The organism is Xanthobacter sp. SG618 (genome assembly GCF_012932745.1).
Lineage (GTDB): Bacteria > Pseudomonadota > Alphaproteobacteria > Rhizobiales > Xanthobacteraceae > Xanthobacter > Xanthobacter flavus.
This window is the reverse complement of sequence record NZ_JABBHL010000008.1, coordinates 17,132-41,997: the sequence shown is the minus strand read 5'-3', so window position 1 is coordinate 41,997 and position 24,866 is coordinate 17,132. Positions and strand designations below refer to the sequence as shown.

The following is a 24,866-nucleotide window of genomic DNA, read 5'->3' as shown; positions in this document are numbered from 1 at the left end:
AGTGCGGGCGATGGCGAAAGTTTCCAAGATCAAGGCGGCGCTTACGGGCGCTGCTGTTGCGGGTCTGGTCCTTGGGGCGGTCATGCCGTCGCAGGCTGCCGGCCTTTGGGGTGAGCGTTTTGCGTCTCTGCGCAGCCACGCAAATTTCCAGCCGGCCAACCGTTTCGGCACCCAGGCTTCCACCAACAATGCTGGTGGCTGGAAGTGGTCGCTGATCCAGTATCGCGCTTACAAGTATGACCAGCGCATCAGCAAGTTCCTCGGCCGTCCGGTTTCGCCGTTCTGCCGCTTCTTCTGCTGATCCGCCTTACAAAACAATCAGGTGGCCCACTTCCTGTGTTCCTTGACCGTCGCGATTGAGTTGGTCGGGGGATGCGTGAGGCGGGCCACTTTCGTTTGATGCGCCCAGTCGCGCGGGCGTACTCGGCAGGAATCCTTTCGGGGCGTTAGCTTGCCGGGCTTTTGCTTGGGCGGTGCGTGTGCTTCGACTGCATCTGATGTTAGCGGGGCTTTAGCGGCATGCTTCGTATCGACAAGTCTGGGCCGGGGAAGTCTCTGAATATCCAGACCGAAGGCGCGCTCGATCTGGTTAATCTGCTTCAGGTGGTCCGGCGTCAGAAGTGGGTCATCGCAATCGTCGCAGGCGCGTTGGCGAGTCTTGCTGCTCTCTATTGCTTCGTTGCAACGCCGCAATACACGGCAAGCGCCGAGTTGCTGATCGATACGCAGCAGGCCCGCGGCTTGGAGGTTATGCCTCAGCTGACCGGCGTGATGGACTCCAGTGGCATCGACAGCCAAGTCCAGATTCTTCAGTCGGAGCGCATCGCCAAGGCGGTCATCAAGGAGCTGAAGCTCGTCGAGGCGAAGAAGAAGGAAATCGAGGAGAACGGCAACTCGGTATTCAGCTCCGTGGCCGGGTTCCTGCTGCCCTTCCTCGTCAGCAATACGCCCAAGAGCGACTACGAGCTCGAACGGACGCAGATCATCGATTTCGGCAAGCGTTTGCGTGTCAAGCGCGTTGGCCTGAGCTACGTCATCAATATCGACTACAGGTCGGCCGATCCCACTCAGGCGGCCGACGTGGCGAACCAGCTCGCCGAGGCCTATATCGTCGACCAGCTTGAGGCGAAGTATCAGGCGACTCGTCGCGCCAGCGTCTGGCTTCAGGACCGCATCGCCGAACTGCGAGATCAGGCGCTGGCAGCTGACCGTGCGGTGCAGGATTTCAAGGCCAAGAACAACATCATCGACACGCAGCGCGGCCTGATTTCGGACCAGCAGCTGTCCGAGCTGAATACCCAGCTGATCACGGCGCGGACTGCCGTTGCCGAGGCGAAGGCGCGTTACGAACGTGTCAACAGCATCATCAAGCAGGGCGGCGTGACCGGCACGAGCGATGAGGTCGTCTCGGATGTGCTCAACAACCAGGTCATCAGCCTCCTGCGCACCCAGTATCTTGACGCCGTGAAGCGCGAGGCGGACTGGTCCAAGCGGTACGGCCCCGACCATATCGCGGTCGTTAATCTCAACAATGAGATCAAGGGGCTCCAACGTTCACTCTTCACCGAGCTGTCGCGCATCGCCGAAACCTACAAGTCCGATTACGAAATCGCCCGGGCCCGCGAGGCTAGCCTTTCGTCCAGCCTTGAGCAGTTGATGGTCCAGGCCAAGCTGACCGGGCAGGCGCAGGTTGAGCTTCGCGAACTCGAAAGCAATGCGCAGTCCTATCGCGCACTGTACGACAACTTCCTGCAGCGCTTCATGCAGGCGACGCAGCAGCAGTCGTTTCCGATTACCGAAGCGCGCCTGATCACCGACGCCTCGCCGCCCCTGCGCGCGACTTCTCCGCGGACGACGCTGATCGTTGCGGGCGGCCTTTTCGTGGGGCTGTTGGCGGGATTCGGCGTTGGCATGTGGCGCGAGAGGATGAACCGGACCTTCCGGCTGCCGGCTGACGTGGAGCGCTATCTGGGGCTGGATTGCCTCGGCGTACTGCCGCTGCTGCCCTCGTCGGTGGCGACGCCGGTTCCTGCGGGCCAAAGTGCCTTCGACAGCTCCACCGGCATTATGCGCCAGGTGACTTCCGATCCCTTCTCGCGCTTTTCCGAGACACTGCGCTCGGTCAAGGTTGCGGCAGATGTGTCAATTCACAGCCGAGCGGTGAAGGTGATTGGCATCGTCTCGACGCTGCCGAAAGAAGGAAAGTCGACGGTTTCGGCGAATTTTGCTCAGCTGATCGCCCATAGCGGACAGCGTTGTGTCCTCATCGACGGCGATCTGCGCAATCCGACCCTGACGCGCCGACTGGCGCCCGGTCGCAGCGCCGGTCTTCTTGAGCTGGTTTTCGGTAAGGCAACGCTGGAAGAGGTAAGCATCGTCGACCGAATGACGGGGTTGCGCTTCATTCCCGCCGTCGTGCCCGGCGACATCGTTCACACCAACGAGATTCTGGCCTCGGAGCAGATGTCCGCGGTGCTAGACGCCTTGAAGCGGGAAGTTGATTACATCGTCATCGATTTCCCGCCGCTCGCGCCCGTTGTCGACGTCATGGCATCCACTCATATCGTGGACGGTTATGTCTACGTTCTCGACTGGGGCTCTTCGAACCGGGATCTGGTCGCGAATACGCTGCAGAATGCGCCCACCGTCTACGAAAAAGTGCTGGGCTGCCTGTTGAATAAGGCTGACTTGAAGGCGCTGCGCAGCCTTGAGGACTATGGTAGTAAGTATTACTACCACAAGTACTATGCGAGCTATGGCCGCGAGTCCTGATCCGATCAAGGCCGCGATCGCTGCGGCCGGCCAGGGGGCTGTTTCCGACACGGGAGGTCCCCACCAAGAGGGTTACCCGAGTTCGGCTGGAAAGCCTGTTGTGAAGCTGGCGGCCCGCCTTGCGGGCCTCGTCATGGTCGTTGGGGCCGCGCTCTGGCTGTCCGTGTCGACTGGTGTCAAGCGCATAGATTCAGGGTTGTTTCTTCGCCCCGTAGCGTTGCACATGATGGCCGGTGAACCATACGATGCAGCGCTGATCGAGGCCATGGACGCAGATATGTCCGTGGTACTATCGGATCCGGTCTGTGATTATCAGGCGCTTCAGGACCTCGCCGTTGTCCGCGCCGCCCTCGCAGAAACGGCGTTTCAAGGGGATGATGCCGACCTCGCGGACAGACGGCTGACGGCGACAGAGCAGGCGGCAAAGGCCAGCTTGGCGTGCAGTCCAGGATCGCCCCGGGCCTGGACCATTCTCGCCTGGATCGAGCATATCCGGCACGAGGATACGCCGCTGTTGCGGACTTACCTGAGAAAGTCGTTCCAGACGGGCGCTTACGAGGGCTGGCCCCTCATCCGTCGCATGGAGATCCTGCTTTCGCTGTATCCCAAGCTGGATCCGGCTGAACTGGCCGACTTGAAGCAGTCAGTGAACTGGCTTGCCGTGAAGCAATGGGGTGAATTCGTAGGCGAGCAATACCTCGCCGCCAAGCCGGAAGCCCGCATCGTCATCCGCGACGTCTTGGCCCAGGCGCCTGAGCGGGCCCAGAAGCGTGCGGCCGACGTTATCCGCAATGGTGGCGAGGACATCGATCTGCCGGCGGTCGAACCCCTGGGGAGCCGGCCGTGGAAGTGACAGACGAGGCAAAAGCGGACGGATCGCCGGAGGTCCGCGGGCGTCGGCGCCGCGCGCGGAGCCTGACGGACCGTATGGGTTTCTGGGTTTTCCTGGCCATGGTGATCTTGGCTCCCGTTCCGGACGGATCGGTCGCGCTGCTTTGGATCCAGGTCTGGACGGCGTTCGCAGCGGTCTCCGTGCTCCTCATCAGCTATCGCGACGTCTCGCGTGGGGCGGCTTTGGTGCTGGGGGGGCTGCTGATCGTTCTGGCGGCCTATGCTCTCGTCGCCTTCCTTCAGTCGATCTCTCCAGGCCCCGCGCCGCTCGCGATATGGTCGGAGACGGGCAAGATCCTGGGCATGGAAATTCCTCCCCTGTCCGGTTCGGTCCGTCACTCGCCGCTCCTCTTTCTCGGCCGGCCGCTCCTGGCGGCGCTGGTGCTGACGGCCGCCATCATCATTGGCCCCGATCGCCGCCGGGCCGACATCGTGTTGCGCTCCATTGTCGGTGCTGCCTGTATCTACGGCTTCATTGGGCTGATCGGATTCATCTTCGATTCCGACAGTCTGCGCCCCTTCGACCAGAATGGTTCGCTGACGACCTTCTTCCTGAACAAGAATACCTCGGCGATCTATCTCGGGTCGGCCGCGCTCATCGTGCTGGCCCTGCTGCTGCCTCCAGCTCTTGTCGCCGTGCGCGAAAACAAGCCGTTATCGGGCCTGTTCACTGGCGAGGGCGGCCGCCGCCGCACCATCGCTGCGTTTGCTGGTCTGTTCGTGCTGGTCCTTTTGCCCCTAACGCTTTCGCGCGCCGGTGTCGTTCTGACGCTCCTTGCGGCGATCGGCGCTATCGTCTCGAAGCTTCGACTGCGCAAGCGCGCCTCCATCTTCAAGGTCGCGTTCGGCATTCTCGTCCTGTTGTCCCTCGTCTACGGCGTGTCGGGCGGGGCATGGCGCGAGCGACAGGCGAAGCTCGGTTTCGATATTCTCGGACGCTACGACGCCTACGAGATGATGATCGGTGCGATCGCTGATCGGCCCCTCATCGGCTACGGGCTGGGCAGTTTCGCGGAGAGCTTCCCACAGTTCCGCACTGAGGATCTCGGAACGCTGGCCGTGTTCGATATCGGCCACAGCACGCCCCTCGAACTGACCTTCGAAGGCGGCATTCCGCTCGCACTGGTGGTGTTCGCCTTTGTCGCGCTCTGCGGGTTCCTGATGGTGCGGGGCGCCATCCGCCGGCCCAGCGATCCCTATATCTTGGCCGGGCTTCTTGTCGGTATGATCGGGCTCGTTCATACGAGTTTCGACTTTCCATTGCAGATCCCTGGCTTCCTGATCATCTATCTGTCCGTCGTCGGCCTTGGCCTCGGCCGGTCTTTCCTGCCGCGCGAGGAGCGAAAGCTGATCAGGAAGCGCGTCCTTCGGCGTCCTGGGGCGCCGTCCGCGCAGGATGCAGCCGAGGCTGTGCCCAAAGCGGGCCCCGCTACGTGACGAGAGCTTTGACCGGATTGCCGACCGCCGGTTGATGCGCGGCCGGTCGGGAAGGGATGATCCGGGAGTGCGTCGCAGGTATGGACCCAAGGCAATGAATTGGCCGGCAGCGGCTCTTGTTGTGTTGAGTCTCCTCTGCCTGCTTCTTGCCGGCTCGCTTACGTCAGCGGTCATGGGTGCCAGATCATTTTTCCAGGACCGGTCCGAGCTCCGTCTGCGTCCCATCGATCCGGGACGCTTCGCCGAAGCGAACCGGGCGCTGCAGTCGAGTGGCAAAGATCGCATCGTCATCTTCGGCGATTCCCGCGCCCACCAGACCACTGTGAGCGGGGACACCGCATCGGCATGGCAGGTGGTGAGCCGGGGCGTGTCGGGCGAGAGCTCGGTCCAGGCGAGCTATCGATTCCAGAACGACGTCATCGATCTGCGGCCAAGGGTGGTGCTCATCGTCACGGGCATCAATGACGCGGTGGCCGCCGCCAATCTTCCCGGCATGGAGCGGGCGGCCGTGGCCAATCTCAAGGCCAACGTGTCACGCTTCGCGCAGGAAGCCGCGGCCTCCGGCGCGGTCGCGATCGTGTCCACCATCGTCCGCCCGACGACACCGAGGCTGATCCGGCGGCCGTTCTGGTCCGACCGGGTCTATGCCCTCATCGACGAGGTGAACGCGTACATTCGCGGGCTGGCGGCAGACAACGTCCTGATCCTGGATGCCGATGCATTGCTCGTCGGCGATAAGACGACCCTGCCATGGCATCTCGCCACCGACGAGGTTCACCTTTCCAAGGAAGCGCACGAGCTACTCGCGGCGCGCCTCGACGAGATGCTGCGGCCGCTCCGACCCGGCGCTGCACATTGACCGTCCGATCGGCTGAGACGTGGCCTCAGCGCTCCACGAATGCCTTCTCTATGACGTAGTGGCCCGGCGCCGACTGGCTGCCCTCGGCGAAGCCACGCGATTCCAGAAGGTCCACCACATCCTTCAGCATCTGCGGGCTGCCGCAGAGCATTAGGCGGTCCTCCTCGGGCGACATCACCGGCAAGCCGAGGTCTGCGAAGAGCTTGCCGGAGGTGATGAGGTCCGTGATGCGGCCCTGGTTGCGGAAGGGCTCGCGCGTCACGGTCGGGTAGTAGACGAGCTTCGCCTTGACTTCCTCGCCAAGGATCTCGTCGTCAGGCAGGGTTTGGGTCAGGTACGCGTCATAGGCGAGCTCGGCCACGGTGCGGGTGCCGTGGATGAGGATGACCTTCTCGAACCGGTCGTAGGCCTCCGGGTCCTTCACCACCGACAGGAAGGGCGCGAGGCCCGTGCCGGTGGAAAGGAGATAGAGGCGCTTGCCGGGCAGCAGGCTGTCCTGCACCAGCGTGCCGGTGGGCTTGCGGCCGACGAGGATCTTGTCCCCCACCTTGAGGTGCTGGAGGCGGGAGGTGAGGGGGCCGTTCTGCACCTTGATGGAGAAGAACTGCAGCTCTTCCTCGTAGTTCGCGCTCGCCATGGAATAGGCGCGCAGCAGCGGCTTGCCGTCCACGAGCAGGCCGATCATCGTGAACTGGCCGTTGAGGAAGCGCAGACCGGGATCGCGGGTGCAGGTGAAGGAGAAGAGGTTGTCGGTCCAGTGGTGGACGCTGGTGACGGTCTCTTCGTTGAAATTGCTCATCTCGAAAGTCCGGTCTCGACAAAGTGCGGCGCGCCGGAACGGCGATGACCCCGCAAAGCTCAAGCAAGGGAAGACGGCCGCCACCCTACAGGATGTGGCCGCGCTTCAAAAGTGCGGCGGGTGTCCGCAGTCGGCGCGGCCCATGGGCTCGTTTCTTGGCCCCGTCCGTTGGTCAGGCGGTGCCGGCGGCCACGCGCGCCAGATACTGGCCGTAGCTCGACTTGGCGAGGTCGTGCGCCCGCGCCTCCAGCCCGGCCCGGTCGATGAAGCCGGCGCGGTAGGCCACTTCTTCGGGGGAGGAGATGCGCAGGCCCTGCCGCTTTTCCAGGATCTGGACGAACTGGGCGGCCTCGACCAGGGAATCCGGCGTGCCCGTGTCGAGCCAGGCAAAGCCGCGGCCCATCATGGCGACGCGCAGCTCGCCGAGCTCCAGATAGGCCTTGTTGACATCCGTGATCTCGATCTCGCCACGCGGGGAGGGGGCGAGGTTGGCGGCGATATCGACCACCCGGTTGTCGTAGAAATAGAGGCCGGTCACCGCGAGGTTCGATTTCGGAACCTTCGGCTTCTCCTCCAGCGACAGAACCTTGCCGGAAGCGTCCATCTCCGCCACGCCATAGCGCTCGGGGTCCTGGACCGGATAGCCGAACACAGTGGCTCCCGTCTCCCGCCGCGCCGCGTCGGCCAGAAGCTCGGGCAGGCCGTGGCCGAAGAAGAGGTTGTCGCCCAGCACCAGCGCCACGCGGTCATTGCCCACGAACTCGCGGCCGACGATGAAGGCGTCGGCGAGGCCGCGCGGATGCTCCTGCACCGCATAGGTGAGGTTGATGCCGAACTGGCTGCCGTCCTTCAGCAAAGCCTGGAACAGCGCGGCATCGTGCGGCGTGGTGATGATCAGGATGTCCCGAATGCCCGCCATCATCAGCGTGCAGAGGGGATAATAGATCATCGGCTTGTCGTAGACCGGCAGCAACTGCTTGGAGACGACGAGCGTGATGGGATGAAGCCGGGTGCCGGAGCCGCCGGCTAGAATGATACCCTTCACGATGCTTCCTCGGATTGCGGCGCGGGAATTGCGGATGAGGGGGCGGGCGCCTTTTCGGGCTCCTGAGCCTCCGGCTGGGGGGGCGTGGCGAGCGAGGCTTTGGCGAGCAGCGCGTCCACCACCTCGCGGGCGCGCTGCTCCCACGGGGCGGCACGCACGCCGAAGGTGCGCTCGAACAGGTCGCTGGCCAGTTCCGAATTCTTCGGGCGGCTGGCGGGCGTCGGATAATCGGCCGTGGTGATGGGGCTCACCTCCGGCTTGCGGCCGGTGTGGGGTTCGGCCGCCGCCACGATGGCGCTAGCGAAGCCGTGCCAGGTGGTCACGCCGCGTCCGGCGAAATGGTAGGTGCCCCAGCGGGCATCGCCCTTGGCGGCCGCCAGCGCGGCGGCGAGCACCGCCTCGGCGAGGTCGCGCGTGGCGGTGGGGCAGCCGTGCTGGTCGGCGACGACCCGGAGTTGGTCGCGCTCGCCTGCGAGGCGCAGCATGGTCTTCAGGAAATTGTTGCCGTGGGCGCCGTAGACCCATGAGGTGCGGACGATCACATGGCGCTCGTGCGCGGCGCGCACCGCCGCCTCGCCGGCGGCCTTGGTGCGGCCGTAGACGCCGAGCGGCGCCACCGTGTCCGCCTCCACATAGGCGCCCCGCTTGGTGCCGTCGAACACGTAGTCCGTGGAGACATGGATGAAGGGCGTGCGATAGCGGGCGCAACGCTCGGCGATGAGGCCGGGCGCGAAGGCATTGATGCGGGCGGCGAGGTCCGGCTCGCTCTCGGCCTTGTCCACGGCGGTGTAGGCCGCGGCATTGATGAGCGCATCGGGACGTGCCGCTTCAAGCGCGCGAGCGACGGCGACCGGATCGGAAATGTCGAGGTCGGCATGGCCGAGGGCGACGAGATCGATGCCCCGCTCACCGGCCAGCGCAGCCGTTTCGCGCCCGAGCTGTCCACCGGCACCGAACAGAAGAATGCGCGTCAAGATACGAGCCCCAGTTTCGCGCCGGTGGTCGGCGCCTTGTCCAGCCCCAGCCGCTGGCCCTGATAGCGCTGGCGCAGCGGCTCCCACCACGGACGGTTGGCGAGATACCAGCGGATGGTCTTCTCCAGCCCCGTCTCGAACGTCTCGCGCGGCGACCAGCCGAGCTCCGCCTTCAGCTTGGAGAAGTCGATGGCATAGCGTGCATCATGGCCGGGCCGGTCGGTGACGAAGCGGATCAGCCCCTCGCGCTTGCCGATGGCGGCGTCCGGCACAAGATCGTCGAGAATGGCGCAGATGGTGCGCACCACGTCGATGTTCCGCCGCTCGCAGGCGCCGCCCACATTGTAGCTCTCGCCCGGACGGCCCTTGGTGGCGATGAGGAACAGGGCCTCCGCGTGGTCCTCCACGAACAGCCAGTCCCGCACATTCTCGCCCGTGCCGTAGACGGGCAGATCCGCGCCTTCCAGCGCGTTTAGCGTGACGAGGGGGATGAGCTTCTCGGGGAAGTGGTAGGGCCCGTAATTGTTCGAGCAGTTCGACATCACCGCCGGCAGGCCATAGGTGTGGAACCAGGCGCGGACCAGATGGTCGGAGGCCGCCTTCGAGGCGGAGTAGGGCGAGTTCGGCTGGTAGGGGGTGTCCTCCCGGAACAGCCCCTCGGCGCCGAGGCTACCAAACACCTCGTCGGTAGAGATGTGGTGGAAGCGGAAGGCCTCCTTCTGCGGTCCCGGCAGTGTCCGCCAGTAGCGCAGGGCCTCCTGCAGCATGGTGTAGGTGCCCACCACATTGGTGGAGATGAAGTCACCCGGCCCGTCGATGGAGCGGTCCACGTGGGACTCGGCGGCGAGGTGCATCACGAGGTCGGGCTTGAAACCCTCCAGTGCGGCACGCACGGCGCCGGCGTCGCAGATGTCGGCCTGCACGAAGGCATAGCGCGGATCTTCGGCCACCGGCGCGAGGGAGGCGAGGTTGCCGGCATAGGTCAGCTTGTCGAAGGTCAGAACGTGGTGGCCGAGCCCCACGAGGTGCCGCACCACTGCCGAACCGATGAAGCCCGCGCCACCCGTCACCAACACCCGCATGAAGCTACCTTTCGCTCGCCGCCGTCCCCTGATAGGCGAACGGGCTGTCGAAATCCTTGAGGCGAGGCAAGATGCGATCCTTGTCCGAGAGGATCTTCTCGCCGTCACCCAGGGTCCAGTCGATGGCGAGGTCCGGATCGTCCCAAATGATCCCGCATTCGCTCGCCCGGTCATAGACCGCGTCCACCTTATAGGCGACGCGCGTGTCCGGCGCGAGGGTGCAAAAGCCGTGGGCAAAACCCTGGGGTATGTATAGCTGCTCGCCGCCCTCGGCCGTGAGGCGTGCGCCGGCCCATTGGCCGTAGGTTGGGGAGCCCTTCCGCACGTCCACCGCAACGTCGTAGATGGCACCGGAGAGCACCCGCACCAGCTTCGCCTGGGCGAAGGGGGGAGCCTGCATGTGCAGCCCGCGGATGGTGCCGACCTGCGCCGACAAGGACTCGTTGTCCTGCACGAAATCCGCGCCGATCCCGTTCGCCGCATATACGGGCTTCACATAGGTCTCGCAGAAATAGCCTCGCGCATCGCCGAAGCGGCGCGGCTGGACGAGGATGACGTCGGGCAGGGCAAGCGGGAGGAATGCCGTCACAAGCGTATCCACCTTTCCAAGGACCGGATGGAATCGGGCTCGCCTCGCGACAAAGCCGCATCGGCGCGTGCTCTAGCACAAGGGCCGGGCCATGAGAACACAAGGCCACGGCTCCGTTCCGCCGCCCAAGAGGCACGAGGAGATACAATTTGTCGCTGCAGTGCGATAAGGGCAGAAATGGCGACGTCCGGATCGGGGCGTCAAGATCAGCCACTGCGGATATTGGGGAATCGCGATGAAGCTTGAGGCCGAAGCTCGCTGGGCGCGTGAATGGCTGTTCGACGCCGCACTGCCGCTCTGGTGGCAGGTGGGGGCGGACCCGGCGGGCGGCTTCTTCGAAAAGATCGCGCTTGATGGAAAGCCGGTGATCGCGCCGCGCCGCCTCAGGGTTCAGACGCGACAGACCTACGCATTCATTGAAGGTGGTCGGCTGGGCTGGCAGGGACCCTGGCGGGAAGCCGCCGCGCACGGCCTCTCCTTCTTCATGAGCCATTACCGGCGCGCGGACGGGCTCTATCGCTGCCTCGTTGCGCCCGATGGTTCGCCCCTGGACGAGACGGCGGACCTCTACGATCAGGCCTTTGTGCTGTTCGCCCTCGCCCATGCCCGTGGGGCAGGAATCGGAGACATTGACCTGCTCGCGGCAGCCCGCTCGCTGCAGGCTGAACTGACGGCGCAGCGCACGCACCCGGTGATAGGCTTCGAGGAGGCGACGCCCCGTGTCCTCCCGCTGCGCTCCAATCCACACATGCACCTTCTGGAAGCCCAACTCGCGTGGGTCGCGGAGGGCGTCAGCGAGCCCTTCGAGGGGGTCGCACGTGCGATCGTCGAGCTCGGCGCGACGCGCCTCCTGGACCCGCAGACCGGCGCCATCGGCGAATATTACAACGGGGACTGGAACTTCGCGGAAGGCGCGCCGGGCGCCGTGCGCGAGCCGGGGCACCAGTTCGAGTGGGCCTATCTGTTCCGCCATGCGGGCGACCTGCTGGGCGTCGATCACCGCGCTGCGGCGGATCGGCTCTACGCCTTCGGTACCCGCTTCGGCATCGCCCCGGACCGCCGTGCGGCGATCTTCGCCGTGGATGCCGCGGGAACGCCGACCGATCCACGCGCCCGGCTGTGGGCGCAGACGGAGCGCCTGCGGACCGCGCTTGTGTTTGCAGCTGCGACGACTGACGCCGTGGCGCGGGAAAGCTTCGTTGCCGATGCGCGCGAGGCGTTCGAGGTTCTGAAGGTGTATCTGGACGTGCCCGTGGCCGGCCTGTGGCGGGACCAGTGGCTGGCCGATGGCTCGTTCCTGGACGAGGCGGCGCCAGCCTCGTCCTTCTACCACATCCTCTCGGCCTTCGTGGTTCTGCTGAAGGCCGGCGGCCTCGCCTAGGCTGCCCTTTCCCGCTCTTCGGGACCAGCGCGCCTAGGCGCGCTGGTAGATATCCTCGAAGCGGGTGATGTCGTCATCGCCAAGATAGGAGCCGGTCTGGACCTCGATGAGCTCCAGCGGAATCTTGCCTGGGTTCTTGAGGCGGTGGACGGTGCCGATGGGCAGGTAGGTGGATTCGTTCTCGTGCACGATGAAGGTGCGATCCTCCAGCGTGACCTCGGCCGTGCCGTGCACCACGATCCAATGCTCGGATCGGTGGTAGTGCTTCTGCAGCGAGAGCACGCCACCGGGCTCGACCACGATCTTCTTCACCTGGAAGCGCTCGCCTTCGCACACGCTCTCCAGCGTGCCCCACGGCCGGTGGACGGTGAGGTGCTCGTCGACCTCCCGGGGGTTGTGCGTCTTCAGCAGATTGACGAGATGCTTGACGTCCTGGCTGCGGTTGGACGGCATGACCAGCACGGCGTCGTAGGTCGCGATCACGGACAGGCCGTCGATCCCGATGGTGGTCACCAGCGGGCCATCCGAACGGACGTAGGAATTGGCGGTGTCCAGCAACTGGACCGACCCGACCGTCACATTGCCGTTCGGGTCATGTGAGCCGATCTCGTGCAGCGCGTCCCACGCGCCCACGTCCGACCAGCCGAAGCTGCCGCGCACCACCGCCGCAAGGCGCGTGCGCTCCATCACAGCGAAGTCGATAGACTTGGCGGGGGACGATTTGAAGGCCGCCGGATCGAGCCTGAGGAAGCCGACGAGATCCATCTTGGCGTTCGCCACAGCCGAGTTTACGGCCGCCGAGATGGCCGGCTCAAAGCCTTCGGCTTCTTCCAGGAGGAGGCCGGCGGGAAAGAGGAAATTGCCCGAATTCCAGAGGTAGCCAGCCTGGACATAAAGCTCTGCCGTCGCGCGATCCGGCTTCTCGACGAAGGAATCCACCTCATACGCGCCGAGCGGGTCAAGCTCGGTGCCAAGCCGAATATAGCCGTAGCTGGTGCGCGGCTCCGTGGGTGAGATGCCGAAGGTCACAATGCGTCCGAGGCGTGCGATCTTCGCGCCCAGCAGAACGGCCTCCCGGAAGGCCACCTTGTCCTGCACCACGTGGTCGGAGGCGAGCGCGAGCACCAGCGTCTCTGGACCGTAGGTGTCAGCCACATAGCGGGCCGCCGCGAGAAGGGCAGGGGCGCTGTCGCGCCGGGCAGGCTCGAGCATGACGGTGGCGTCGATGCCGATTGCACGGGCCTGACGCTGCGCGAAGAAGCGAAACTCCTCATTGGCCACGACCACGGGCGGACCGAACAGGTCGTCTGGCGCCGACCGCAGCAGCGTGTCCTGATACAGCGTCTTTTCCGACGCGAGCGGCAGGAATTGCTTCGGCAGGCTGTTGCGCGAAAGCGGCCACAGACGCGTTCCCGATCCTCCAGCCAGAACGACCGGAATGATCTTTCCGTCGGCGGGGTGGGTCTCGGGCTGAGTTTGGCTTGTCATGGAAGGCGCCTGGCGTTGGAACGAGGCAGTCTACCGCAATGCGGCTGCCCGGTGCACAAGGAGTGCGGCCGGGCGGCAATGCGGCTCAGGCGCCGGCGAAGCTGCGCCGGCCAACGCTGGAATAGCGAAAGCCGAGGCTTTCCATCTCGTCCGGGCGATAGATGTTGCGCAGGTCGATCACCACCGGCTGCGCCATCATGCTGTGGATCCGTTTCAGGTCGAGCGCGCGGAAGGCGTCCCACTCCGTGACGAGCACCAGGGCATCGGCGCCCTCGGCCGCCTGATAGGGATTGTCCACATAGGTTACGTTGTCGAGGACGAGCTTGGCCTGCTCGATGCCCTCGGGATCATGCGCCTTGATGATGGCGCCGCCGTCCTGGAGGGCGGTGATGATGGCGATGGAAGGGGCATCGCGCATGTCGTCGGTGTTGGGCTTGAAGGTGAGGCCCAGTACGCCGATGGTCTTGCCGCGCACCGACCCACCGAGTGCCTCGGTGACTTTGCGCGCCATGGCGCGCTTGCGCTGGTCGTTCACCGCAACCACGGTTTCGACGATGCGGACGGGGGTGCCATAGTCCTGCGCCGTCTTCATGAGGGCGAGGGTGTCCTTCGGGAAGCAGGAGCCGCCGTAGCCCGGGCCGGCATGCAGGAACTTCGAGCCGATGCGGTTGTCGAGGCCGATGCCGCGGGCCACGTCCTGCACATTGCCACCCACCTGCTCGCACAAATCGGCGATCTCGTTGATGAAGGTGATCTTGGTGGCGAGGAAGGCATTGGCCGCGTACTTGGTCAGCTCGGCGGTGCGGCGCGAGGTGAAGAGCAGTGGCGACTGGTTGAGGAAGAGCGGACGGTAGAGCTCGGTCATCACATGGCGGGCGCGCTCGTCCTCGGTGCCCAACACAATGCGATCGGGGCGCTTGAAATCGGTGATGGCTGCGCCTTCGCGGAGGAACTCGGGGTTGGAAACGACGGCGAATTCCGCCTCCGGGCGCGTCTCGCGGATGATGCGCTCCACCTCGTCGCCCGTGCCCACAGGCACCGTGGATTTGGTCACCACGACCGTATAGCGGCTGATGGCGGCGGCGATGTCACGCGCGGCTTGGTACACGTAGGACAGGTCGGCGTGGCCGTCGCCGCGGCGCGAGGGCGTACCCACCGCGATGAACACGGCGTCGGCGTCCTTCACCCCCTCCGCGAGGCTGGTCGTGAAGTACAGACGCTCGGCCTTCACATTGCTCGCGACGAGCTCGGCAAGGCCAGGTTCATAGATCGGAATCTCCCCCTGCTTGAGGGCTTCGATCTTGCCGGCATGCGTGTCCACGCAGGTGACGATGTGGCCAAAGTCCGCGAAGCAGGCTCCAGACACCAATCCCACGTAGCCCGCGCCAATCATCGCAACCCGCATGATCCCCACTTCCTCAAGCTGCGCGACCAGACGAGGTCAGCTGGCCGCTAATTACGTGTACCGATACGGATTCTCAATGACGTTTTGCAGTACACTGCAATGAATAAGTTATGCGCAATATTGTAGCGCGAGGCCATGCTGCGGCGCAACCAAACGCGCGATCATTCCGCTCACCCTACCTGTCGGAAGGCGGCGATGTTTCAGCGCTCGTCGGTTTGCAAATGTGCGCGATTGTTGAGAATTTATGGTTGTGCGACAAAAGGTTCCATGGATCCGAACGGGTTCGGCCACTCGGGCTTCGCGCGGCGGCTTTAGGGGGTGTGGACGAAGTGTGTCGGGGGCCGAAGTATGGATCGCGGATGTTCGCAAATGCAAAATCGACGTTCCGGACGCTCGCGGATGGGTGTTAAATTGAGGGTGGCTCCGCCTCTGCCGAGGACTGGATAAGAGAGGGTGCCGAAATATTGGTGCCTTGGCCTGCATTCCTGTGTCAGCGGTGCTGTCTGTCAATCTGTCGCATGTCGGATTTCTACTTTTCCATTAGCCTCAATTTCATTGTTTTTTGCATTTTGCGAAATTTGGATCGACTCAATTCTTCGCCAGGTGCGTATGGGTGGCTGGTGGTGCGCTGTGCGAGTTTCTGGCGCTGGGCGTGTCGTGCCGACACGATCTGCCGAGTTTGCCTTCCTCGGCGTGGGCTCTCTCCCGGCCTTCTGTCGGGTTTGGAAGGCTTTCGGCGGTGTGGGGCACCACAAGAGTGCGGTGCGCAATGAACGCGCGTCGGGTCGAGGATGCGTCTTGGTGTGGCTGCATCAATTCATTGAATTTATTGATTCTTTCATCCCTGCCTAATTTTCTGCATTGCAAAATAAATGCGCATCGGCTAAGGCAATCTACGTAGTTCGTCGTCTTGTCGGCGTTGCTCGTATGCGCAGCGTGCGGGCGCTTGATGGGCCTGCTTGGTGCGTTGGTGGGTCGGGTTGGGCGTATGTCGTCAAAGCGTCGGGGGTGGGCGTTTCGAGGCTGGATTTCGGCTCTCTCGTGCTGGGAGGTGTCGCTTCGTCCGGCATTGGGGGATTGCTCGCTTAGCGAATTGGTCAAGCGCGTGGCGGGATAGATTCACGGCAATGACGCTTCCCTCCTTCCTCATGTCCGCCGGGCCGCGCTGGCATGTGATCTACGCGCTCCCGCGCATGGAGGCGGTGGCGCAGGGGCAGCTCGATCGCCAGGGTTTCGAGGTGTTCTTCCCCCGGATGTGGCAAGCGTGGCGGCGCGCCCTTCGGATCGAAACCATCCGTGCCTTCATGTTTCCTCGCTATGGTTTCGCGCGCTTCGATCCTGATCGTGGCCGCTGGCGATCCATCAACAGCACTTTGGGTTTGTCCGGTACAGTGATGGCGCGCGAGCGTCCGAAGCCGGTTCCGCATGGGGGGTGGAAGCCATGGTGGCCGCCACGGCCAACGACGGCATCACTGTCGTCGACCGCAGCTTGAAGAAGGGCGATCCGGTTCGCTTGGCGTCCGGGCCGTTTGCCGGGGGGGCGGGGCATTCTCGAAAGACTGGATGCTCGGGGCGCGTCGCGTTGCTCCTGTCATTGATGAACGGTAGCGTCCGATTGAAGATTTGCCGAGATATGCTCGCTCCGGCGGGTTGAGTTGGTCGTGTTGTGCGCACGTATAGCGGGTGCCGTGCAAAGTGAAGTTGGGTGGAGCGACGCAGTCGTTTCATCCGCAGTGCGGTAGAATGCCAAGTTGCAGTGGTGTGCATCCTGCGCGAGTTCTGGGTACTTGGGGGCGGGGCCGGGCCGAATGGGCCGGGGCGCTGCGGAGCTATTAGCATAAAGTGAGGCGATAAATGTCCGTGAAGGTTCCGTCCAACGGCAAGGTTGCTCTTCTCACCGGCGTGACCGGTCAAGATGGCGCCTACCTGGCAGAGTTGCTGCTCGCGAAGGGATACACCGTTCACGGCATCAAGCGCCGCTCCTCATCCTTCAACACCGGGCGCATCGAGCACATCTACCAGGACCCGCACGAGGCCGATCCGCGGTTCGTCCTGCACTACGGGGACATGACCGACTCAACCAACCTGATCCGGGTTGTGCAGCAGTGTCAGCCGGACGAAATCTACAACCTTGCGGCGCAGAGCCACGTGCAGGTGTCCTTCGAGACGCCGGAATACACGGCCAATGCCGATGCGATCGGCGCTCTGCGCCTCCTCGAAGCCATCCGGATCCTGGGCCTTGAGAAGAAGACGCGCTTCTATCAGGCGTCCACTTCAGAGCTGTACGGGCTGGTGCAGGAAGTGCCGCAGTCCGAGACCACGCCGTTCTATCCTCGCAGCCCCTACGCGGCGGCCAAGCTCTATGCCTATTGGATCGTGGTGAACTACCGCGAAGCCTACGGGATGCACGCCTCCAACGGCATCCTGTTCAACCATGAGAGCCCGCTGCGCGGTGAGACCTTCGTCACCCGCAAGATCACCCGCGCGGTCGCCGCGATCCGGCATGGCAAGCAGCAAAAGCTCTACCTTGGCAATCTCGACGCCAAGCGCGACTGGGGCCATGCCCGCGAGTATGTGCGCGGCATGTGGCTGATCCTTCAGCAGGAAACCGCCGACGACTACGTGCTCGCCACTGGCGAGACCACGGAGGTGCGCCAATTCGTTCAATGGGCATTCGAGGACGTGGGCATCGAGCTGGAGTGGCGCGGCAGCGGCGTGGAGGAGAAGGGCTACGACAAGCTGTCGGGCCGCTGCCTCGTCGAGGTCGACCCGCGCTACTTCCGCCCCACCGAGGTGGATCTGCTCATTGGCAATCCCAAGAAGGCCCACGAGAAGTTGGGCTGGAGCCACGAGACCTCGGTGCGTGAGCTCTGCCGCGAGATGGTCGCCGAGGACCTCAAGGTTATGCAGACCTCGACCGTCATGAAGGAAGCCTGAGATGGGGTCCTACGCGCTCGAGGGCAAGAAAGTCTGGGTCGCCGGCCATCGCGGCATGGTGGGCTCGGCCATCGTTCGACGGCTGGGACGGGAGGCGTGCGAGGTCATTACAGCGTCCCGCTCCGAAGTGGACCTGAAGGACCAGGCTGCCGTGCGCGCTTTCGTGGAACGGACCCGGCCGAACGCGGTGTTCCTGGCCGCGGCGAAAGTCGGCGGCATCCTCGCCAACGACACTTATCCGGCCGATTTTCTCTATGACAACCTGATGATCGAGGCGAACATCATCGAGGCCTCTCACCGCTTCGGTGTCGAAAAGCTGCTGTTTCTGGGGTCGTCGTGCATCTACCCCAAGATGGCGCCGCAGCCCATCATCGAGGATTCCCTGCTCACTGGGCCGCTCGAGCCGACCAATGAATGGTACGCGGTGGCCAAGATCGCCGGCATCAAGCTGGCGCAGGCCTACCGTCGACAGCACGGCAGTGACTTCATCTCGGCCATGCCGACCAACCTCTACGGGCCGGGCGACAATTTCGACCTCAATTCCAGTCACGTGATGCCGGCGCTCATCCGCAAGGCGCATGAGGCGAAGCTGCGCGGCGACAAGCAAATCGTCATGTGGGGCACGGGAACGCCCCGCCGCGAGTTCCTCCACGTGGACGATTGCGCCGACGCCTGTGTGCTTCTGATGAAGGCCTATTCGGACGACACCCACGTCAACGTGGGCTCGGGCGACGACGTGACGATCCTGGAGCTGACCCGCACGGTCTGCGACGTGGTGGGCTTTACCGGCGAGATCGTGCACGACCTCTCCAAGCCCGATGGCACGCCGCGCAAGCTGATGAGCGCGGATCGCCTGCGTGCGCTCGGCTGGGCGCCCTCCATCCCCCTGCGCGAGGGCATTTCAGCGAGCTACCGCTGGTTCCTGGAGAACCAGGGCGCGCTCAGGGCCGCGAGCTGAGGCTGCGGCGACAGGCGCGCGTCAAGAACGGAATTTAAATGGGCAAGCTCCTCGTCTCTGCCATGAACCACGCACCGGAACTCACAGGCTGCGGCAAATACACCGGAGAGCTGGTGGCGCTCATGGCTGGCCGCGGCCATGAGGTTGAGGTGGTGACCGCGCCGCCCCATTACCCCGGCTGGACGGTGAAGGCCCCTTATCGCAACCGCTATTCCACAGAAGAGCGAGACGGTGCGCGGCTCTACCGCTGTCCCGTGTTGGTCAGGTCCGCCATGGGCGGCATTTGGCGCCTGATCGCGCCCATGTCGTTCGCCGCCTCTTCAGCCCCTGTGACGCTGTGGCGGGCGCTGCGCCGGCGGCCGGACACCGTGCTTTCCATCGAGCCGACGCTCTTTGCGGCCCCGTTCGTGCTGCTCTCGGCATGGCTGACCGGCGCGCGCACCGTGCTGCATGTGCAGGATCTGGAAGTGGATGCGGCCTTCGCGGTGGGGCACTTGGGCGGTGCAGGGGGGCTGAAGCGGCTCGCTGCGGCGTTCGAGCGTTTTTGCCTGTCGCGGTTCGACACCATCGTCACCATCTCTCAGCGCATGGCGGAGCGGATCGCTCAGAAGGGTATTCCCGAGGAGCGCATCGCCTTGGTGCGCAACTGGGTCGATCTCGGCCACGTTCGTCCCCTTCCGACGGCCTATGCCTATCGCGAGGAGCTTGGCCTGCCGCGTGATGCCTTCGTGGCGCTCTATTCCGGCAACATCGGCCCCAAGCAGGGGCTTGACGTGGTGGTCGAGGCCGCGAGACAGCTGGCGGACCGCTCCGACATCGTCTTCGCCATCGCGGGCGAGGGGCCCTCGCTAGCAGACCTCCAGCGGCAGGCGGCGGGCCTTCCCAACGTGCATTTCCTGCCGTTCCAGCCCTATGCCCGTCTGCCCGAGTTCCTGAGCCTGTGCGACCTGCACCTTCTGCCGCAGCAGGCGAGCGCAGCAGATCTGGTGCTGCCGTCCAAGCTCGGCGGCATGCTGGCGAGCGGCCGGCCGATCCTGGTTACGGCCGAGCCGGGAACCGAACTTGCCGACTTCCTCGTCGGCGCCGCGACCCTTGTTACGCCGGGAGATCCGCGCGCGATGGCCGATGCTCTGAGTGCGCACGCCGCGGGCGCTGTGGCGGAAACCCGCGAGCAATGCCTCGCTCTTGCTGCGACCTTGTCCGAGAAGGGAGCGATGGATAAAATGGTACAAGTGCTTTTTGTACAGCGAAGCTAATGCGACTTTCGCACGGCGCAATAGGAGCGAATTTGTGTCGAGTGGCGATCGTGACAGGGCGCTGAATTAAGGGTGGTAAAATGAAGTCGACCGCACCTGTCATTTACTTTTGTCTTGTTACCGCTCTCGCGTGCGTCCAGATCTTTATGGGCGCCAATATTTTTGTGATTTTGTCACTTTACCTTATATCTATTTGCGGCTGCTTTTCCTTGTCAATTCGAGATCATCGTGCGGGTGACATTTTATATTTCTTGTTTGTTTTGTATTATGGAACGTTTGCTTTGGTAATTAAAACCGCTCTTTTGCAGCCGGTCGACGAAAATCTAGATGTCCCAGATTTGGTATCCGTTGTTATTCTGGTCGGATTTATGTCTATAACCGTTGCATATATCGTTTCGCGTAATATTGGTTTCAGGTTCAAATTTTCAAGGGAAATGTCAGCTTATCTATCAGACGGCGCCATACTTGGTAAATGCGTTTCGATTTTCTTTCCAATTGGGATTGCATTTGATACGTTGCATGTTTTTCTTCGGCCTGTGGCGACGCAAGTGGCCATTGATAGCGGTGAAGGAATTGGATTTTTTGGCACGTTTTATTTCATAACGATATTTGCGGTGGTCTGCGAAGCGTCGCTAGCGTTTTCTGACCGATACGGTAGTCGGCGCGGCATTGCTCGTTTGGGCGGAATGCTTTTAATTATCATGCTTGTGTCATTGGCGGGAAATGTAAAGCAGTCTTTTATTGCGAGTATATCGGCTGCGTTCGTTGTGTTCTTGATGAACAAATCCAGGATCAATATCGTCCGGGAGGTTGTGCTTGGTGGTGCGTTGGCTTTCATTTTGATGTTTTATGTTTCTCCTGCAATTCACATTACCCGCGGTCAGGCGAAAGAATTGCCCATCTTGGAGCGTTTGGATCTGGCGTATGAGGTAATGGAGCGGGCATCATTCGACCCTTTCGAATTGCAGGCGCAGTCGGAGGCTGTCCTGGCGGGTTATGGTGCTTCGAGTGATCCGAGGCTAAACTATTTTTTTCCATTTACGCTCAATATTGACCGTCTGTGCTTGATCCACCCTACTAACCTTGTGGTGAGTGGGTCGGAAACCGCAGGGGAAATGGGGCTTGATGCTTTAAATGTGTGGTCCAGCGTCTTGCCATCTTTCTTGGTGACCAAGAGTGCTGCCGCTTCCGTTGATGAGATTGCCTGGTTTTACAATTTCCGGGCGCGTGGGATGGTTGCTCGGCCGGTACTTGGTTTGGTTGCGAGCTCTTTCGCGGTCGGTGGTGGCTTGGGCGTGCTTTTTTTGCCCGGCATCGCTGTTTTGATTCTTTTTGTAATTCTCAATGGCCTGTCTGGTCCATTGTTCGGAAATCCTTTCGGGCTCTTTATAGGGACGTCTTTTCTTATTATCGTAGAGGCTGATCTATCAGGCGTATTTATTTATATTTTTCGTAACCTACTATTTATCGTGGCGTTTGCTGTCGTTGTGAAGGTCGCGCTCGATGCCATGGGAATTGCCAAGCCTCCGCAAGCGGGGGCGCAATCCCAATGACACGAAAGCCAGTCGCGCTTTTTCCTCGCTTGAGCCTGCAACGGTTCTGGGTGGAGCTTGATTCATGAAGCTGCAACGCAGACAAATTCTGGAGCTGCTATCGGGCTCTCTGCTGGGAGGTCTCTTTGGCCTGACCATCGATCCTGCAGCAGCAGAGCCTGGCTACAGTGTTGACAAGCGGTTGGCACCGATGCGGTGGGACGAAGTTGCCGGGCTCCTTATTCGGCACGGTGGAGGACCTGGCTACGCTACGTTGACAACGGAGGCAATGCAGGTTCACCCGACGCGCGACAGCATGGACTACGCCGTTGCGTTGGCAGATTACGGCCAGCCGGAGGCAAGGCATCGCATCGCCCGGATCATCGAGCGTATGGCGCAGCTACAAGATGTAGATCAGGCAAGCCCGACCTATGGGACGTGGCCATGGTTTGCGGAAGAGCCGCTTTCTGCAATGCGCCCACCCGATCTCAACTGGGCGAACTTCATAGGTGCCAGATACTGCGAGATGCTCTGGAACCATTCCGATCTGCTGGATGCCGAAGCGACCGAGCGCGCACGATCTGCCTTGAATCACGCTTGCGGTTGCATCATGCGCCGCAATGTCGGTCTCGATGCGACCAATGTGGTGTCGATGGCCATTCGCGTGACCGCCATGAGCGGCCGTCTTTTGGGCCGGCCCGATTTGTCCGCATACGGTGCAAATCTGCTTGATCGGTTCTATCGATACACGCGTGATCAGGGTGGATTTGTTGAATATAATAGCCCGACCTACACACTCACCGCATTGAGTGAGTTCGAAAGTTCGATTCATTATCTTGGCGATCAGGCGCCCTTCCAGTCGCTGCGCTCTCTTTGGCGATCGGCTTGGGAGGTCGTCGCGTTCCATTTCCATCCCGCGACTGGGCAATGGGCTGGTCCGCATAGCCGGTATTATGCAGACCTGCTGACGCCGCTTTTATGGTCGCAGGTGGCTGTTCGGTTGGGTCGGGAGGTCGTCGATCGCAATCTTCCCTTGCAGCCGCCGAGCTGGAACATGCTTCCCTGTCCGGAGGATTTGCAGGTCTATTTCACGGATCGGAACCCGCTGCCTCGGAACGTTCGGGAGCGTGTGCGGAGCTTTCCCGAATCCGGCGAGGAGTTATGGAGTACCACGTGGCTCGAACAGGACGTTTGCTTGGGGAGCGCGTCAATCGGAAATTGCTGGGTCCAGGCTCGTCCCCTGATCGGCTATTGGAAGGCCTTGCCCAAGCCGGCCGTGTTCCGCGCGCGTGTGATGAAGGACGGATATGATTTCGCGTCTTTCGGCATAAGGGCGCAGCAGAAGGAACGCAGCGTTCTCATCGCCTGCTATCCCGTCATCAACAGTGGTGACAGGCACGTATCCGCCGACCGCTCGCGATCCGGCTATCCGGGAAAGTCCCTCGTTTTTCGCGTGTCCGTTGAAGGCGCGGGTGCCCATGCCGAGCAGCTCGATGCCGGTGTCTTCGTCCTCGCGTGCCAGAACTGGAAGGCCGTGGTGCGCGGCGGCCCCTGCATGTTCGACGGCGTGGACATGTCGGGTCGCTGGACCGTGCGGACCGAGGCAGGGCTGGCCGCGGCGGAATTGGCTATTTCGCTCAACGGCCACATCTCTCCCGAGCGGTTGGGTTCAACCCTCCTGACTGCGAGCGTGACCCTGGGTCCGGTAGACGAAAACATCGCGGTGGCGGACATCGAGGCCGCCCAGGCCTCGGAGCGAGACTTGGTTTCCACCGGGATGGGCGCGAGCGTGAAAACCCTCAGGTGGGGCGACCTGCGGCTGTCGACGCCGGCCGGACCAGCGTGGCGTTGAAGGGATTCCATGGTGCCGCAGATGGTACGTCGCAAGGGCGCAGGGCCCACATTTGGAACAGGTTGTTGCCAGCCGAGTGGTCTGGTCACTTCGAGGGGGCGAGATGTCCATTATTGATTCTTTCCCGCGCGTGCGTGTCCTGTGCCTCGGCGATGTGATGCTCGACCGCTTTGTGACGGGATCGGCCCGTCGCATCTCGCCGGAGAGCCCCGTCCCGGTCCTCTCCGTGACCGGTTCGACCACCATCGCGGGCGGCTCCGCCAACGTGGCACGCAACATTGCCTCGCTCGGGGGGCAGTGCACGCTCATCGGCGTCACGGGCGCGGATGCGGGCGGTGCCGAGTTGCGCCGGATCGTCGATGAGACTCCCGGGGTCGTGTCCATGTTCCTGGCCTCGCCGTCCCGCCCCACGACGGAAAAAGTGCGCTTCGTCGCCCAGGGCCAGCACATGCTGCGCTCGGATAGTGAGGACAGCTCTCCTGTGGCGGAGGAGATCGAGGACGCGATCATCGCGCAGGTCGTGGCCGCGCTGCCGGAGCACGACGTGCTGGTACTGTCGGACTACGCCAAGGGGGTGCTGACGCCCCGGGTGATTCAGCGGGCCGTGGAAGTCGCCACCCGCCGTGGGGCGCCCATCATCGTTGATCCGAAGACTTCAAACCTCTCGCGCTACGATGGCGCCACGCTCGTCACGCCCAATCTGCATGAAGTCTGGATGGCCACCGGCATTCAGGGTGATGACGACGCATCCGCTGTCGCCGCCGGCCGTAAGGTGCTGGCCGATACCAACATCGGCGCCGTGCTTGTCACGCGTTCGGAGAAGGGGATGACTCTTGTCCAGAGGACGGGTGAACCAGTGCATATCCCGACGGCAGCGCGCGAAGTGGCCGACGTGGTCGGTGCTGGCGATACGGTGATCGCTGCCCTTTCCCTTGTTATCGGCGCTGGCGGTCCGCTGGAGGAGGCGGCCTTCATCGCCAATGCGGCGGCGGGTGTGGTGGTGGCCAAGCGTGGCACCGCTACAGTCTCGCGCGCTGAGCTCGTCGCAGAGCTCGACAGGCAAAGCCCGCCCGAAGGGCCACCCTCTTTGGCCAAGGTGGTCTCCCGCAAGGACGCGGCCTCGCAGGTGGCGGCCTGGCAACGGCACGGACTTGCCGTGGGCTTCACGAATGGCTGTTTCGATGTGCTGCATGTCGGCCATGTGGGCATCCTCGAGTTTTCGCGAGCGAACTGCGATCGCCTCGTCGTGGCGGTTAACGCCGATTCCTCCGTTAAACGCCTCAAGGGGCCGACGCGGCCGGTGAACAGCGAGACCGACCGCGCGCAGGTGATCGCTGCCCTTGGGTCTGTGGATCTGGTGGTGGTGTTCGAGGAGGACACGCCCAAAGAATTGATTGAAGAGCTGAAGCCCGACGTGCTGGTGAAGGGGGCCGACTACCAGGTCTCCGAAATCGTGGGTGCCGACAGCGTGCTGGCGCGCGGCGGACGGGTGCTACGGTTCGAGCTGGTGCCTGGGCGCAGTACGACAAACACGATACGCCGCATGAGGGAGGGGGCTGAGTCCGAAGCGACCGCACCCGCCGTCTGAGAAGGCTCTCGCGCCGCCCCT

General features: G+C 63.0%; 20 protein-coding genes. 13 read left to right on the top strand and 7 right to left on the bottom strand.

The window, feature by feature from the left end:
• Positions 1–10: 10 nt before the first annotated feature.
• The 5 genes from FHT36_RS19600 to FHT36_RS19580 all read left to right on the top strand — a co-directional run bounded on the left by FHT36_RS19600 (position 11) and on the right by FHT36_RS19580 (position 5,959).
• A complete protein-coding gene (locus FHT36_RS19600; RefSeq protein WP_169124172.1) occupies positions 11–301 on the top strand; it encodes a hypothetical protein in 291 nt (96 codons plus the stop codon).
• Between the two features lie 218 nt (positions 302–519).
• Positions 520–2,772 carry a polysaccharide biosynthesis tyrosine autokinase gene (locus tag FHT36_RS19595; RefSeq protein WP_169124171.1) on the top strand — a complete coding sequence of 751 codons (2,253 nt, stop codon included), beginning with the start codon at positions 520–522 and terminating at the stop codon, positions 2,770–2,772.
• A 100-nt stretch (positions 2,773–2,872) separates the two neighbouring features.
• Positions 2,873–3,625, top strand: coding sequence for a hypothetical protein (locus FHT36_RS19590; protein ID WP_169124170.1), 753 nt, complete (start codon positions 2,873–2,875; stop codon positions 3,623–3,625).
• Positions 3,616–5,100 carry an O-antigen ligase family protein gene (locus tag FHT36_RS19585; protein ID WP_169124169.1) on the top strand — a complete coding sequence of 495 codons (1,485 nt, stop codon included), beginning with the start codon at positions 3,616–3,618 and terminating at the stop codon, positions 5,098–5,100. Before FHT36_RS19590 ends, FHT36_RS19585 begins: the two co-directional genes overlap by 10 nt.
• A gap of 94 nt (positions 5,101–5,194) precedes the next feature.
• Positions 5,195–5,959 (top strand): SGNH/GDSL hydrolase family protein, encoded by a 765-nt coding sequence (locus tag FHT36_RS19580; protein WP_169124168.1) that lies wholly within the window; start codon positions 5,195–5,197, stop codon positions 5,957–5,959.
• Positions 5,960–5,984: 25 nt separating this feature from the next.
• Here FHT36_RS19580 and FHT36_RS19575 read toward each other — a convergent pair whose 3' ends face one another.
• The 5 genes from FHT36_RS19575 to rfbC all read right to left on the bottom strand — a co-directional run bounded on the left by FHT36_RS19575 (position 5,985) and on the right by rfbC (position 10,448).
• Positions 5,985–6,758: a ferredoxin--NADP reductase gene (locus FHT36_RS19575; protein WP_169124167.1), complete on the bottom strand. Its 774-nt coding sequence runs from the start codon at positions 6,756–6,758 to the stop codon at positions 5,985–5,987.
• Between the two features lie 172 nt (positions 6,759–6,930).
• Positions 6,931–7,803: a glucose-1-phosphate thymidylyltransferase RfbA gene (gene rfbA / locus FHT36_RS19570; protein WP_024278750.1), complete on the bottom strand. Its 873-nt coding sequence runs from the start codon at positions 7,801–7,803 to the stop codon at positions 6,931–6,933.
• Positions 7,800–8,777, bottom strand: coding sequence for a dTDP-4-dehydrorhamnose reductase (gene rfbD / locus FHT36_RS19565; RefSeq protein ID WP_169124166.1), 978 nt, complete (start codon positions 8,775–8,777; stop codon positions 7,800–7,802). The genes rfbA and rfbD overlap by 4 nt, the downstream gene beginning before the upstream one ends.
• On the bottom strand, positions 8,774–9,859 hold the full coding sequence (gene rfbB / locus FHT36_RS19560; RefSeq protein WP_169124165.1) for a dTDP-glucose 4,6-dehydratase: 1,086 nt from the start codon (positions 9,857–9,859) through the stop codon (positions 8,774–8,776). The genes rfbD and rfbB overlap by 4 nt, the downstream gene beginning before the upstream one ends.
• A gap of 4 nt (positions 9,860–9,863) precedes the next feature.
• On the bottom strand, positions 9,864–10,448 hold the full coding sequence (rfbC, locus tag FHT36_RS19555) for a dTDP-4-dehydrorhamnose 3,5-epimerase (RefSeq protein WP_169124164.1): 585 nt from the start codon (positions 10,446–10,448) through the stop codon (positions 9,864–9,866).
• Between the two features lie 235 nt (positions 10,449–10,683).
• Between rfbC and FHT36_RS19550 the strand changes: the two genes are divergently transcribed.
• Positions 10,684–11,829: an AGE family epimerase/isomerase gene (locus tag FHT36_RS19550; protein ID WP_169124163.1), complete on the top strand. Its 1,146-nt coding sequence runs from the start codon at positions 10,684–10,686 to the stop codon at positions 11,827–11,829.
• A gap of 33 nt (positions 11,830–11,862) precedes the next feature.
• On the opposite strand, the gene FHT36_RS19545 is transcribed toward FHT36_RS19550, so the two are convergent.
• Together FHT36_RS19545 and FHT36_RS19540 are read right to left on the bottom strand one after the other, a co-directional pair.
• The gene (locus FHT36_RS19545) at positions 11,863–13,317 is read right to left on the bottom strand and encodes a mannose-1-phosphate guanylyltransferase/mannose-6-phosphate isomerase (RefSeq protein WP_169124162.1); all 1,455 of its coding nucleotides are present in this window, start codon (positions 13,315–13,317) and stop codon (positions 11,863–11,865) included.
• A gap of 85 nt (positions 13,318–13,402) precedes the next feature.
• Positions 13,403–14,722 (bottom strand): UDP-glucose/GDP-mannose dehydrogenase family protein, encoded by a 1,320-nt coding sequence (locus tag FHT36_RS19540; RefSeq protein WP_169124161.1) that lies wholly within the window; start codon positions 14,720–14,722, stop codon positions 13,403–13,405.
• A 1,127-nt stretch (positions 14,723–15,849) separates the two neighbouring features.
• Here FHT36_RS19540 and FHT36_RS19535 point away from each other — a divergent pair.
• The 7 genes from FHT36_RS19535 to rfaE1 all read left to right on the top strand — a co-directional run bounded on the left by FHT36_RS19535 (position 15,850) and on the right by rfaE1 (position 24,845).
• The gene (locus FHT36_RS19535; RefSeq protein ID WP_169124160.1) at positions 15,850–16,215 is read left to right on the top strand and encodes a transcription termination/antitermination NusG family protein; all 366 of its coding nucleotides are present in this window, start codon (positions 15,850–15,852) and stop codon (positions 16,213–16,215) included.
• 361 nt (positions 16,216–16,576) lie between these two features.
• A complete protein-coding gene (gmd, locus tag FHT36_RS19530) occupies positions 16,577–17,659 on the top strand; it encodes a GDP-mannose 4,6-dehydratase (protein WP_210257880.1) in 1,083 nt (360 codons plus the stop codon).
• Between the two features lies 1 nt (position 17,660).
• Positions 17,661–18,617, top strand: a complete 957-nt coding sequence (locus FHT36_RS19525) for a GDP-L-fucose synthase (RefSeq protein ID WP_169124159.1) — start codon at positions 17,661–17,663, stop codon at positions 18,615–18,617.
• 38 nt (positions 18,618–18,655) lie between these two features.
• Positions 18,656–19,873, top strand: a complete 1,218-nt coding sequence (locus FHT36_RS19520; protein ID WP_169124158.1) for a WcaI family glycosyltransferase — start codon at positions 18,656–18,658, stop codon at positions 19,871–19,873.
• A gap of 80 nt (positions 19,874–19,953) precedes the next feature.
• A complete protein-coding gene (locus FHT36_RS19515) occupies positions 19,954–21,426 on the top strand; it encodes a hypothetical protein (RefSeq protein ID WP_169124157.1) in 1,473 nt (490 codons plus the stop codon).
• Between the two features lie 64 nt (positions 21,427–21,490).
• Entirely contained in the window at positions 21,491–23,257 is a 1,767-nt protein-coding gene (locus FHT36_RS19510; protein WP_169124156.1) for a hypothetical protein, read from the top strand.
• 103 nt (positions 23,258–23,360) lie between these two features.
• Positions 23,361–24,845 carry a D-glycero-beta-D-manno-heptose-7-phosphate kinase gene (rfaE1, locus tag FHT36_RS19505; RefSeq protein ID WP_169124155.1) on the top strand — a complete coding sequence of 495 codons (1,485 nt, stop codon included), beginning with the start codon at positions 23,361–23,363 and terminating at the stop codon, positions 24,843–24,845.
• Positions 24,846–24,866 lie beyond the last annotated feature (21 nt).